The sequence below is a fragment of the Candidatus Neomicrothrix sp. genome, from assembly GCF_035329545.1.
Classification (GTDB): domain Bacteria; phylum Actinomycetota; class Acidimicrobiia; order Acidimicrobiales; family Microtrichaceae; genus Microthrix; species Microthrix subdominans.
The window spans coordinates 96674-110045 of the sequence record NZ_DAOLGP010000008.1; the positions used below are offsets into that span (position 1 = coordinate 96674).

Genomic DNA, 13372 nt, shown 5'->3' on the forward strand with positions numbered 1-13372 from the left:
GAACTGGGGAGTGCAGGTGACCGTCTGGCGGTTGTTCGGGCTCCCGAGTTGGGGTCTGGGTTGGGGCCCGGGCGGAGCTAGATGGCGGAGGACCCGGCGAAGGCCACCGGATCGCCGACCTTCGGGATGGGAGGGGCCGACCAGGACATGTCCTTGGCCAGCCGGTGCGCCAGCTCGCGCCATTCCTCCGGCTGCCAGCCTTCGGCTCGACCGACGATGTTGCAGTCGTTGTCGATGTGCAGGATCGCCGGCAGTTCCTTCAGCTCGGCGGCCTTGGCGATCGTGCGATCGGGATCGGCGTAGGTGAGCAGCTGCTCGGCCCAAGGCCCGAGGAAGGCCCGGGTGTCGTACTCGTCGGCCGTGGACACGAACGCCACCCGGCAGTCGGCCCCGAAGAACTGGGTCAACAGCTCGCCGGCGGTCTCGAGCAGCCACGAACTCTCGACCGTGTAGGGGTCGAGGACCACCACGACCAGGTGAAACATGACCACCTGGTCGGAGAGGGTGAGGGGGTTGCCCTGCAACGGGTGCAGTTCCAGGTCGGGTGACAGCTGATCCACAGCGCGAAATCTAGTCGTCGCGATCGAGTGCCGCCCCTTTCGGGTGCCCGAGGGCTCCCTGGTTCGATCGCGTCGGCCCGGAGGCGCTTGGGAGTACCGCCGCCCGCAACGCAATCTGATCGCTGTAGGTTGGCGATTCTGCATCCCATCGAACACCTCCGCTATGTCGCCCGCTCCGGTGGCGTCCCCGCCGCCATGTTGGTGGAGGAGACAGCCGACGCGGTGCTCGGCCTGTCATCCCGCTACGGCGAGGTCGACCCCTCCGAGCTGCTGACCGCCTGTCGGCGCATCCTCAGCCGCCGCCCCACCAGTGGACCGCTGTGGTGGATGGCCGCCCGGGTGTTGACCAGCAACGACGTGCGCCGGGAGATCGACGAGGTGCTGACCGAGTTGAGGGAGGACCGCACGGCGAGCGAGTTGGAGGCGGCGCTCGGCCATGGTGCGACCGTCACCGTCGTCGGCTGGTCGATCCAGGCGGCCCAGGGCCTGGTCCGTCGCGGCGACGTGACCGTGTTGGTGATCGATGCGATGGGGGAGGGCGACGAGCTGGCCCGTCAGCTGAGCCGGCGGGGCGTCGACGCCCGCTCGGTGCCGCCCGAGAACATGGCCGCAGCGGTGTTACGCAGCGACGCGGTGCTGGTCGAGGCGACGATCGCCGGGCCCGACGAGGCGCTGTGCGTCACCGGTTCGGTGCCCACCGCCGCCGTCGCCGCCCACCTCGGCGTGCCGGTGTGGCTGATCGCCGGTGTCGGCTACCGCCTGCCGAAGGCGCTGTACGACTCTGCCACCGCCCGTTGGGCCGCCCAACACGGCGCCGACGCGCCGGCTGACGCCTCGCTGCGGGCATCGGACGGGGGCAACCCGGGCACTTCCGATGCTCAGGATCGGGATCAGAGGCCGGATCGCCTGATCCTGTTGGACGAGGAGCGCCTGTCCGTCGGGCTGCTCGACAAGGTGGTGTGCGAGGCGGGTCCGCTTCCGGCGCCGCCGATTCCGAGCACCCCCAACTTCCCCCGGGTGCCCGAGCTGGAACGCTTCGGCGTCGTCCTCGCCGACCCTCCGAGCTGACCCGGCCGGGCCCAAGCGATCCTGACAGACTAAGGCTCCAGCCCGGCCGGCGCACCGCCTCGCCGGATCGAGGTTCCAGGGGGACGCGTGGCCAACAACCGTCGAGATCAGATCCGCATGACCGACGAGGAGCGGGCAGAGTTCCTCGGCGGCCGACGCACGATGCAGGTGGCCACCCACGGTGCGGACGGGACGATCCACCTCGTCGCCATGTGGTACGGCTTCGACGGCGAGCGCCCGGCTTTCGAGACCTTCGCCCGCAGCCAGAAGGTGCTCAACCTGCGCCGCAACCCCAACCTGACCGTGCTCGTCGAGGACGGCGACACCTACGAGACGTTGCGCGGCGTGCAGATCGTCGGCCGAGCCGAGCTGATCGAGGAGGGCGACCCTCGGGTGATCGACATCGCCGAGTCGGTCGTGACCCGCTACATCGACACGTCGAGCCCGGAGGAGGCGCGTGCGGTGGCCGAGGCGATGGCCAACAAGCGCGCCGGCGTGATCATCCACGCCGAGAAGATTGTCACCTGGGACCACACCAAGTTGGGCGGGGCGTATTAGTCAGGCTGTTGGGAACTCGCGCTCGAGGATGCGGGCCACGCCGGCCTGGTCGTTGCTCAGGGTGACCTCGTCGGCCAGCCGCTGCACGTGCGGGGCGGCGTTGCCCATCGCCACGCCCCATCCGGCCCAGGCGAGCATTTCCTCGTCGTTGACCTGATCGCCGAACGCGATCACATCGTCGGGCGACAGCGCCCAGCCGTCGACCAGCGAGGCCAGCGTCGCCGCCTTGTGCACGCCGGGGGCGGCGATCTCGATCAGGGCCTCGTTGCCCGAGTGGGTCACCTGTGCCGCATCGCCGACCAGGGCGCGGATCCGTTCGAAGCGCTCCGGGCTGAAGTTGTGGGACCGTCCCAGCAGCTTGGTCAACTCGCCGGTCAGCAGCTCGTCGATCGGGGCGATCTCGCTGCCGTCAGCGTTGTGTCCGGGAGCGAACTCGGGCGAACGTGCATACCCGAGCGGTCGTTCGATCGCCCAGCACAGATCGGGGTCCTGTTCGGAGAGGCGTTCGACCAGATCGATGACCAGTTCCAGGTCGAGGGGCCGTGAGCTGAGCACGTCTCCGCTGACCGGGTCCCACACGACCGCTCCGTTGAGGGCGATCACCGGGTCGGTCGTGCCCAGCTGTTCGACGATCTGGGTGATCCAACGCACCGGGCGACCGGTGACCATCAGAAACCGGCCATCGTTGCGGCGCACCCGCTCGACCGCCGATGCGGTCCGCTTGGTGACGCCGCGCCCCGAGTCGAGCAGGGTGCCGTCAAGGTCCGAGGCGACGACGGACCAGCTCTGCGATCGGGGGGATGGCGTCATAAGGCAGCGCTCATTCGGTCGGGGCGGTCGCGGTCAGCCTACCGGCGTCGCCCGAAGCGGCGGGGCAGCCACCGAGGCGAACGAAACCGCTGCGTCGGTTCCTCGACGACGAACCAGCCGATCGCTCCGCAGATCAGCCCAAGGGTGAAGCCGACGGCCAGGGTGGCGAGAAACGAGACGTTGCCGGGCCCCGTGCCGAGGAACGCTGGAAGGCCGGGAACGGGCTGGGCCAGCTCGGTGCCGACCCGCTCGATCCAGCTGTTGTGCCACAGGTACAGGCCATAGGAGAAGACGCCGAACCACACACCAACGCTCGAGGCGAGCACGCGCCGGGTCGCCCCTCGGCCGCCACGCCAGCTGAGCGGAAACACGAGCGCCAGGCCGATCAGCCCGTAGGTGAGCTGGCGCCGCTCCCAGAACCAGCCGCGATAGCCGACGTTGAAATCGGCCGGTCCGACCGCGTAGGCGTAGGCGGCGAGCAGCGCGAAGGCGACCAGCCACCAGGGACCCGCCGCCCGGGATGCCACACGCAGGCGCTCCGCCACCGCCCGTGCGCGAGGCCGCAGGTGTTCGGTCAGCCCCTGCCCGTCGAAGTTGCGGGCGTGGAAGACCGCCACGGCCATGCCGATGGCGAACAGGTCGATGTTGGTCGGCAGCCATAGGAACGACATGCCGCGCAGCGTCGAATCGCCCCAGCTGATCTCGCCGAGCGACAACACCAGGCGCACGAGGTAGCCGGTGGCGAACAGGGCCGCCACCATCGTCCACTCGCGGCGGGCCGACACCGCCGGCGTTGCGCCACCGGCTCGACGCCGCCGCAGCGCCCACGAGATCAGCGGTACGACGGCGTAGAAGCTGAGCTCGACCGACAGCGACCAGCTCTGGGAAATCCCCGAGAAGGCCAGGCCCGGGCTGAGCACGTGGGTCAGGGAGGCGTGGGCGGCGACCTCGCCGAACGAGTCGAACGAGTTGAGCCCCAGCGCCCACAGGCCAAACAAGGCAAACCAGTAGGCGGGCAACACCCGAAGGGCACGACGCCACCAGAAGGAGACGGCCTCGGGTACCCGGGCGCCGTCGGCGTGGGCGGCGGCGAAGGGCCGGTAGATGACGAAGCCCGACAGCACGAAGAACACGGCGACGCCCACGTCGGCGACCGCCGCCAGCTGGGTGAAGGGGGCGGAGCGCTGCGCCCCGGACACGTTGGCGGCGTGGTGCACGACGATCAGCGAGGCGGCCACCCCCCGGAGGCCGTCGAGGCCGAGCAGGCGGGCCCGGTCGCCGCCGGTGGGCTGGCGGGCCGGCGCAGCGCCGCCGACGGGAGTGGGGGCGCCGCCGGCGGGTTCGGCGCCGCTGGGCTCGGTCGCGTCGGCGGGAGCGCCGGCGGCCGGGGTTGGGTCGCCGCTCATCGACACCGCTCCGACAGGATCACGGTTGGCCATTCGCCGACCACACAGAAGTGCTCCGCCAGCACCTGGTTGGGCAGGGGATCGCCGGGGTTGGCCGAGTCGTTGGGCTCGTCCCATTCGTCCCAGAACCGGGTCTGCAGCACCCAGTCGGCCTCGGCTATGTCCTCGGCCAGGCCGTTGCCCGCCAGGTTGGCCAGCCCGGGGTCCATCTCGATGAAGAACGTCCCGGGCTTGAGCTCGGGGAACATCCAGTAGACGATCGCGTCCGAGTACGGGGTGAAGCGAAGATCCCCGGTGCCGACCACGAGGGTTTCGCCGGGCTTGGAGCGCTCGTCGAGCAGATCGATCGCCGCTTGAAGGTCGGCCGCACGCTGGGGGTCGCCGTAGTAGTAGTGGCGGTCACCGCGGGTGACCTTGACGACGGTGTCGTTGATGCCCACCCCCTGGCCGACCAGGTCGACATAGGCCCTCGAGGTGTACTGCGGCGCTGATACCGCCAGCCCACCGCCGACGATCAGGGCGATCAGCGCCGGCGCGAAGCGGCTGGTCGAGTTGACGTCGAGGCGGTGGCCACGCACCTCCCAGGGGCCGGACAGCCACCCCCGGGTGCGGATCAGCTCGGCGAGCGCCACGCCGGCCGCCGGCAGGGTGAGGCAGCCCACCCAGGCCAGGTGGGTGGTGTCGGGCCGCTGCAACGCCTGGGGGAGCACGCCCAGAGCGAGCGCCCCCAGGGCAAGAAACCGGGCGGTGAGTGGATGGCTGCGGTTGCGCCACACCAGCGCTGCGACGACGATGATCGCCAGGCTGCCCAGCAGCAGCGCGTAGAACCACACGACGACCTGCATCGGTGCGCTCGGCTGGGGGAAAGGCCAGCCGTGGGTGCGCAGGGCGGCGGCCCGCTGCAGGGTGGAGGCCAGCTCGTCGGTCGACGGCGGCGAGGGCAGCGTGCGCCCGCCCCGAAGCCGCAGCACCGGGTCGAGCACCATGCCGTTGATCGCCCGAAACGGCCCGGAGATGGCCAGGTGGACGAGCATCGGCGCCACACCGATCGCAGTTCCCGCCGCGAGCAACCGCCGGTCGCGGCCGGCGAGCAGCCACCACATCAGCGCCACCGCCAGGCCGATCGCCACGATCAGGTCGGGCCGGTAGAGGAGGGCCAGCCCAGCGAGTAGCCCGGCCACCGCCGGGCGCCAGCGCATCCACCAGGTCGGGCGGCCGGGGTCGGTCGTGCTGCCCGAACGCAGGGAGCCATCCGGTCGCAGTGGGCCCGCAGCCTGGGTGTCGAGTGAGGCGGTGGCCAGCACCAGCGACCACACCGCCAGGGCGATGGCGCCGTCCCAGGCCAGCGCGGTCAGGCCGACCGGCGTGATCACCTGCACCAGCGCCGTCAGGGCCAACCCGGTGGCCAGCACCCGCGACCAGGGGCGGATCAGGGCGAACAGGCCGAACACCAGGGCTCCGTGTTGCACCCAGCCGACCATGCGCTGCACCTCCAGCGTGGCGCCGAACACCTTGTAGATCGCGGCCAGCACCCAGAGGCTGCCCGGGCCGTACAGGTGCAGAAAGTCGACGTGAGGCACCTTGCCGGCGGCGACCAGTTGAGGGAACACCAACATGAAGCCCTCCTCCATCGGCGGACCGGTGAAGGTGATCAGGCCGGGGAGGGGTGCAAGCAGTGCCGCCGCTAACACGGCCCAGGCGATCAGGTCGCCCTTCGGCCGACGCAGGAGTTGCACCGTGCCAGCTTCTCCCAGGAGGGCCGCCGGCGTCACGTTGGCGCCGCGATCTCAGGCGCGACGGGGCACTCCAGCAGCGATGCCCCCGACAACTACGCTCTCGGCGTGGCCGAACCAGTCCAAGAGCCGACCTGTGCGCCGGTGACGGTCGGCGGTGCCGGTGCCTCCTCGGCTCGGAGCGACGCGGCCCACGATCGCTCGTCTCACGGCTCGCTCCACGACGGCACCGCTGCGTCGGACGGCTCCTTCCGCCGCCGGTTGTTGATCATCGCCGCCGTCGGCTTGGCGTTGCGGTTGGTCTGGGTGGCCATCGCCGCCCGTCAGCCGGTGGGCATTACCGATCCGGTGCGCTACCTGTTCGCGGGCCGCGATATCGCGCTGGGGAACGGTTATGTCGACTTCTCCACCGGTCAGCCCACCGCCTACTACCCGCCCGGCTACCCACTTTTCGTCGGGGCGATCGCCGCGGTGCTGCGCCCGTTCGGATTGCTCGAGAACTGGCTCCCTCAGGCGGTCGCCCTCGTTCAGGCGGTTCTGGGCGCCGCCAGCGTCTACCTGCTCGGGTTGCTCGGTCGCAGCCTGTGGTCGCGCAAGGTTGGGCTGATCGCTGCGGTGATCCTGGCGCTGTACCCCAACCTGGTGATGCACACCGCCGGGGTGCTCGGCGAGACGCTGTACATCTTTCTGCTCGTTGCCGCCCTGTACGTGTTGCTCGCCGTGCCGTTCTCGTCCTGGTCACTTCGCCAGGGCGTGCTTCGGGCGGGGGGATTTGGTCTGCTGTTCGGCCTGGCGGCGCTGGTGCGACCGCTGGCGCTGCCGGTGCTGGTCGTCCTGGTCGTCGTCTGGCTTCGAGGCCGTGATGGCCGCAGCTTCGAGGGCGAAGGTCGAACGTGGGAGCGTGGCGCTGCGCTGCGTTGGAGCGCCGTCGCCATCGTCGCCACCGGCGCGGTGATGGGCGCCTGGACGGTACGCAACGTCGTGCGCATGGATGAGCTGGTGCTGATCTCGACCAACACCGGCGACAACCTGTGCATCGGCCACACCACCCAGGCCACCGGTGGCTTCCATCTGCGGCCTGGCTGCGTCGCCGAGGCCGGCGACACCAGCGACGGTACGGCGGCCGAGGTGGCCCACGACAAGGAACTGACCCGGCGGGCGATCCGCTGGACGATCGACAACCCCGGTAAGGAACCGCGCCTGATGGTCAGCCGGATCTACCAGACGTTCCATGCCGACGACGACGCGGTGCTGGTCGTGCAGAACTACACCCACGAGGAGTGGCTGGCGCCGTGGCAGGAGGGCGCGTTGCGCATCGCAGCCAACGGCGCCTACGCCCTGGTGGCCATCGGCGGACTCGTTGCCCTGGTCTGGCGCCGGCACTGGTGGCGTACGTCGCGCCGTCAAATTTTTGTCTGGACCATGATCATGCTGGCGGTCGTGCCGATGGCCTTCTTCGGCGACCCCCGGTTCAAGGTGCCCGTCATCCCGTTCCTCATCCTCTTGGTCGCCAGCCTGTTCGGTGTGCCCGACCCGGTCGAGGGCGCTGCGCCGGGTGACCGTGCCCTTTCCGCCGGGGATGCGCCGTCCACCGAGGTTGTGGCCCCCGTTGAGGAAACCGTCCCCGCCAAGGCGGAGTTCCGGTGACCGAGGCGAGCGATCGCTTGCGATCGACCGACGCGACCGAGGACCACGCGCCGAGCGTCAGTGACACCGGCTCGGGGCGCCAGGTTGCTGTCACCACCGGGCTGGTCGTCATTCCGTTGGTGATCACGGCCGTCGCGTTGGCGTTCCGACACTGGTACCCCACAGGGGACCTGGCCCAGGCGGTCATGCGGCTGCAGAGCTTCCCGGCCAACCCGCCGCTGGTGGGCGCGGCCGGTCGCATCGTGTCCGACGCCGGCGTGCAGGGCAACCACCCGGGCCCCACCTTCTTCTGGGCCGCCTACCCGATCTACCTGCTGCTCGGCCGATCGGCGTGGGCATCCGAGGCGTCGGTCGCGGCGCTCAACGTTGCCTGGGTGGGCGTTGGGTTGTGGCTGGTGCGCCGGGTGGCCGGCCCGGCGATGATGCTGTCGATGGCGCTGGCGTTCGCCGTGCTGCTCGGCGAGTACGGCCTTGATGCGGGCACGCAGCTGTGGAACCCGTGGATGGCGTTGTGGCCCTTCACCGTGTTGGTGCTGGCCACCTGGGCGGCGCTGGCCGGTCACCGCACCCTGCCGTTGGCGGTCGCCGCGGCCACGTGGGCGGTGCAGGCCCACGCCGGTTATGCGGTCGTCGCCCCAGCGCTGGTGGCGTTTGCGATTGTCGGCGTCGCCGCTCAACTGGGGTGGGCACGGCGACAGGGGAGCCCTGGCCTGGAGCCGTCCGGTCCGACGGGGCTGGGCAGGCTGGAACCCGGTCGCTTCGGCGTCGACCTGGCGATCGCCGCCGGGGTCGGCCTGGTGATGTGGGCGCCGCCGCTCGTTGACGAGTTCACCAACGAGCCGGGCAACCTCACCATCTTGTGGCAGCACTTCAGCTCGCCGGACGAGGCCGTTCTCGGCCTGCGCGAGGCCGCCCGCATCACCCTGCGCCTGCTCGACCCGTTTGGTCAGTGGATCACCGGCGGACAGTTCATCGAGGGTTCGCTGATCGCCGGGTTGGGGCTGCTCATCGCATGGGCGGCGTCGATCGTGCTCGTGTGCCGACGGGGCTGGTGGGACATCGCCCGCCTGGATGCCGCTGTTGGCGTTGCGGTGGCCGTGAGCGCGCTGTCGATCTCCCGGGCGTTCGGCGTCGTCGTGTTGTACCTGTTCCGGTGGGTGCTCGGGCTGACCGCGCTGATGATCGTGGCCACCCTGTGGCCGGTGGTGCGCGAGCTGTGGGCCCGGTACGCAACCGCCGACGATCGTCTCCGGTGGTCCTGGGCCGCCGACCCCGCCGAGTTGGCGAAGCGCGTGACCGTCGGCGGTGTCGTGGTGCTCGTACTGCTCGCCGGGGTGAACACCGCCCGCATGGTCACAGCCGACATCCCGTATGAGAACAGCTGGAGCCAGATGGCCGAGCTGATCGATCCGATCGTCGGCGACCTCGACCCCGACCTTCGCTACGACGTGCGCTGGGAGGACCCGCTCAACCTGGGTGGCCTTGGCTTCGGGACGATCCTCGAGCTGGAGCACCGTGGGTTTGACGTGGGCGGACCGCCCCAGTTCTCCGCGGCGATCGAGCCCCACCGGGTGTTTCAACCCGGCGAGGCGGACGCCGAGCTGTGGGTGGTCACCGGCAGCCGCACCGAGGCGTGGCGGGCGACGCCGGGCGTCACCGAGTTGGTGGCGTTCGATCCCCGAAGCGACGCCCAGCGGGCCGAGACCGCCAGGTTGAAGTCCGAGGTGGCCGCCGAGCTGGCCGCCGTCGGCGTGGACTATGACCCCGATGCGCCGGTGGCGATGTACCTGTTCGGCACCGCACCGATCCCGGACGTCACCTACGCCAAGCTGACCCGACTGACCGAACTCGGCGAGGAGACCGCCGTGTTCGAGGTCCCGCCGGGGACGTTGCCGGCGCCGTGACCCGATCGACCACCGCCGAAGAATCGGGCGTTACCGGCACGGCCCAGGCCGAGTCGACGCGACGGGCGCCCGCCTACGTGGGCTCCCTGGACGGCATCCGGGCCCTGGCGGTCACCGCCGTCTTCCTCTACCACACCGCGATCCACTCTCTGCCGGGCGGGTTTCTGGGTGTCTCCACGTTCTTCACCCTGTCCGGGTTTCTGATCACGACGCTGCTGTTGCGCGAGGGCGACCACGACCACACCATCAGGTTGCGGTCGTTCTGGGCGCGGCGCGTCCGACGCCTGGCACCGGCCATGTTCCTCAACGTGGCGATGGTGCTGACGCTCACCGTGCTCGTACCGTCGGCATGGCCCCGCGTCGGCCTGGGTGGCGACACGGTGTCGGTGTTTTTCAGCGTGTTCAACTGGCGAATCATCGACGCCGGCGGCCAGTCGGTCATCCGGTTTCTGTCGCCGTACTCGCCGCTGTGGTCGCTGTCGCTCGAGGAACAGTTCTACGTCGTCTTCCCGCTGGCCGTGCTGGCCGTCGTCGCCCTCGGTGGATCCCGCCGGGCGCTCGCCTGGGTGTCCGGGGCGGGGGTGCTCGCCTCGGTACTGATCTCGGTGTTCTACTCGGCGGCCGCGTTCGGCCCATCGGCCCCGCTGATGGAGCAGTTCCGCACCGACGTGCGCATGGGCGAGATCCTCGTCGGGTCCCTGCTCGCCCTGGCCATCCCCACCTGGAAGGTGGTGAACGCCCGGTGGGCCGATGCGCTGGGTTGGGCGGCCCTGGTGGTCACGCTGATCGTCTGGCAGGTTGCGCGGGAGCGCCAGGAGTGGCTGGTCAACGGCGGGCTGGTGCTGTTGGCGGTCGTGTCGGCGGCGCTGGTGTACGGCGCCCTGGCCGGCGGCACGTTCGCCCGGGTGCTGTCACTGCCGCCGCTGCGCTACCTGGGGCAGATCAGCTACGGCGTCTACCTTTTTCACTGGCCGATCTTCCTGGCCACCCGCGACATCGCCTACGCCGACAACCGGCCGGCGTTGTTCCTCACTCGGGTGGTGCTGACCCTGGGGGTCGCCGCCCTCAGCTTTCACTTCGTCGAGACGCCGATCCGGCGCGGCCGGGCCTTGCGGGCGCCGTACCTGACCATCGTGTGGATCGTGGCCACGCTCGGCTTGAGCGCAGCGGCCTTTGCGGTGGCGACATGACCGACGACTGGGCAGCCCACGCCGGCGCCACCGACGGCGCGGCCGACGTCGTTGCGGCCGACGGTCACCCGGCCGATCATGGCGCGTCGGACGGCGGGGTGGGTCGCCTCAACCGCTGGGGCCTGGCCCAAACCCGGGGCACCGCCCGCGAGCACCTGGTGGCGCTGGTGTGGTTTGTGCTGGTGGCGGCGGTGTTCTTGGCGCCGCTGTTCGGCGGCAAGTCGTTCTCGGTGGTCGGCTCGCGCCAGACCGATGTGTATCCCTGGACCGCCCAGGACGGCCCCCCGCAGGTGCCCGCCCAGTTCGACTCGGCCGACCTGTCCTACCAGTGGCAGCTGCTGTTGCAGGACGCCATTGATGAGGGCACCCTGCCGTTCTGGTCGCCCGACGTCTTCGATGGCGGGTCGCCGCTGTACTCCAACGCCACCAGCGGCCAGCTCTACCCGCCGAGGCTGGTGGCGGCGCTGGCACCGGAGCGCTGGTCCCACGACCTGTACGTCGCCTTCCACCTGATCGTCGGCGGCCTGGTCACCTACCTGCTGTGCCGCGAGTTCAAGCGGTCGGCGCTGGCGGGGGTGATCGCCGGTACCGCCTGGATGCTCGGCAGCTTCAACCTGGGTTGGGTGCACCTCGAGGTGGTGACGTCGATGATGATCGCCCTGCCGCTGGGGCCGCTGCTCGTCCACCGCATGTGGCGCAGGCGAACCCTGGGGACGGTTGTGGCAACTGCTGCGGGCGTTGCGCTGATGGTGATCTCGGGCCACCTGCTGTGGCAGGCGCTCATCTGGATGATCCCCGCGCTGTACGCCGCTGCGCTCGGGATCACCTCGGCGGTGCAGGCCTGGCGCTCCGGCGACCGCGGCTCGGCGTGGGGGCACCTGTGGCGACCGCCGGTGGCCTTCGGGCTGGGGGGAGCCCTCGCCGCCGTGGTGCTGGTGCCGACGTGGATCAACCTGTCCCAGACACCGCGCGAGGCCTTCGGGGCCGACCTGTTGGGGGTGTTCGAGACTCCGGCTGCCACCTTCACCACCGACTTCCTACGGGGTCCGTCGTTCGAGACGATGACCACCGAGGTGATGAACTACCGGCTGGCCTTCGTCGGCACGCTGACCGCCGTGCTGGCCATCATCGGGTTCTTCAGCCGCCGCCAGGGCAGCGGGCTGGCCCGCACGATCATGGTGGTCACCGCCGGGGTGGCCACGGTGGGCCTTTTGGGACGGCTGGCCTACGAGATCGTCCCCGGCATGAACGTGTTCTATCCCTACGGGCGGCTGGCCGGCTGGTTCGCCCTCGGAGCGGTGCTGGCCGCAGCGATCGGCTTCGACACGCTGGCCGGCTGGTTCGATGGAACCAACGTCGCCGGGCGCATGGCCCGCTGGCCGGTCATGCCGATCGCCGGAGTGCTGATCGCCGTGCTGACCGTCGCCCAGCTGGTGCCGCTTGGCCGCAACCTCAACCCGCCGTTCCAGACCCGCGACGATGCCGACTGGTTTCCCGAGACCCCGCTGATCGCAGCCGCCCGCGCGCTGCAACGCGACAACCCTCAGGGCGGGCGCCTGGCCCCCATCGTGTTGGACAACACCAACATGGTCGAGGGCGGACCGTCGATCCTGCGGTCCAATCACCCGGCCGCACTCGGGCTCGACTCGACGTCGGGGTACGACTCGACGCTGCCGCTCGAGGCGGCCCAAACGCTGCGCTACCTCGGTGGCCTTCCCACCAAGCAGGTGCTCGCCGACCCGCTGGTCGGCGCCTTCGTTCCCAACCTGGAGCTGAGCGTCACCCGCTACGACGCCCTCCGCTCCCAGGGGATCTCGGCGGTGGTGACCGTGCCCGAGATCGACCCGAACGATCCGGCCCTCGCCCCGCTGCGGCCCTACGAGGTGGTCTATTCGGGTCCGGACGGCAACCTGTTGAAGCTCGGCGAGGTCGATGGTGCCCAGCCGCTGGGGCTGGTGTCGGTGCACGACCGGGTCGAGGTGCTGCCCGGCGACGCCGACGTGCTCGATGCCTCGGCGACGTCCTCAGCGGCGGACGGCCCGGTCCTCACCAGCGAGGGCGCCATCAAGGATTCAGAGCTCAAAGCCGACGATGTTGCCGCCACCAACGAGTCCGCCAAGAATGATGCCGACCGCACACCTGCGGGTGGCGGCGACGGTGGATCATCGGCGGTCATCGACCAGCGGGGTATCAACAGCCTGAGCGTCGACGTGGAGGCACCGGGTTCCGGTTGGCTGCTCGTCGGGGTCAACGAGGCGCCCGGCTGGTCGGCGACGATCGACGGCGAGAATCTCCCGATCCTTCGGGCCAACCATTCCCACATGGCGGTGCCGATCGACGGGCCGGGCACGGTGGAGCTGCGCTTCCGCCCGCCGGGCCTGACCGCCGGCTTGCTGATCAGCGTGCTGGCCCTGCTCGTCTGCGCCGGGCTGCTCATCGCCGATCGCAGCCCGACCCGCCGCCGGCCGGCTCGACGGTCGGCGGATGGGACGTGAC

At 70.3% G+C, this 13372-nt stretch carries 10 protein-coding genes; 6 read left to right on the forward strand and 4 right to left on the reverse strand.

Going from position 1 to position 13372, the window contains the following annotated elements:
* Window positions 1-77: 77 nt before the first annotated feature.
* Entirely contained in the window at window positions 78-560 is a 483-nt protein-coding gene (locus PKD89_RS06900; protein ID WP_287379580.1) for a hypothetical protein, read from the reverse strand.
* 129 nt (window positions 561-689) lie between these two features.
* Here PKD89_RS06900 and PKD89_RS06905 point away from each other — a divergent pair, with 129 nt between their 5' ends.
* Complete coding sequence (locus PKD89_RS06905) at window positions 690-1628, forward strand: hypothetical protein (protein WP_289011954.1); 939 nt, start codon at window positions 690-692, stop codon at window positions 1626-1628.
* Between the two features lie 87 nt (window positions 1629-1715).
* Window positions 1716-2186, forward strand: coding sequence for a TIGR03618 family F420-dependent PPOX class oxidoreductase (locus tag PKD89_RS06910; protein ID WP_289011953.1), 471 nt, complete (start codon window positions 1716-1718; stop codon window positions 2184-2186).
* On the opposite strand, the gene PKD89_RS06915 is transcribed toward PKD89_RS06910, so the two are convergent.
* Genes PKD89_RS06915 through PKD89_RS06925 form a run of 3 tightly spaced genes read right to left on the reverse strand, consistent with a single transcriptional unit; the run spans window position 2187 to window position 6138 of the window.
* A complete protein-coding gene (locus tag PKD89_RS06915; RefSeq protein WP_287379577.1) occupies window positions 2187-2996 on the reverse strand; it encodes an HAD family hydrolase in 810 nt (269 codons plus the stop codon).
* A 38-nt stretch (window positions 2997-3034) separates the two neighbouring features.
* Complete coding sequence (locus tag PKD89_RS06920; RefSeq protein ID WP_324332333.1) at window positions 3035-4402, reverse strand: acyltransferase; 1368 nt, start codon at window positions 4400-4402, stop codon at window positions 3035-3037.
* A complete protein-coding gene (locus PKD89_RS06925; protein ID WP_289010967.1) occupies window positions 4399-6138 on the reverse strand; it encodes a hypothetical protein in 1740 nt (579 codons plus the stop codon). Before PKD89_RS06925 ends, PKD89_RS06920 begins: the two co-directional genes overlap by 4 nt.
* A gap of 105 nt (window positions 6139-6243) precedes the next feature.
* Here PKD89_RS06925 and PKD89_RS06930 point away from each other — a divergent pair, with 105 nt between their 5' ends.
* Genes PKD89_RS06930 through PKD89_RS06945 form a run of 4 tightly spaced genes read left to right on the forward strand, consistent with a single transcriptional unit; the run spans window position 6244 to window position 13371 of the window.
* Window positions 6244-7782 (forward strand): glycosyltransferase family 39 protein, encoded by a 1539-nt coding sequence (locus tag PKD89_RS06930; RefSeq protein WP_289010966.1) that lies wholly within the window; start codon window positions 6244-6246, stop codon window positions 7780-7782.
* Window positions 7779-9686: a hypothetical protein gene (locus PKD89_RS06935; RefSeq protein WP_289010965.1), complete on the forward strand. Its 1908-nt coding sequence runs from the start codon at window positions 7779-7781 to the stop codon at window positions 9684-9686. The genes PKD89_RS06930 and PKD89_RS06935 overlap by 4 nt, the downstream gene beginning before the upstream one ends.
* Entirely contained in the window at window positions 9683-10876 is a 1194-nt protein-coding gene (locus tag PKD89_RS06940) for an acyltransferase family protein (RefSeq protein ID WP_289010963.1), read from the forward strand. The genes PKD89_RS06935 and PKD89_RS06940 overlap by 4 nt, the downstream gene beginning before the upstream one ends.
* Window positions 10873-13371 (forward strand): YfhO family protein, encoded by a 2499-nt coding sequence (locus PKD89_RS06945; protein ID WP_289010962.1) that lies wholly within the window; start codon window positions 10873-10875, stop codon window positions 13369-13371. Before PKD89_RS06940 ends, PKD89_RS06945 begins: the two co-directional genes overlap by 4 nt.
* The last annotated feature ends 1 nt before the right edge of the window (window position 13372 follow it).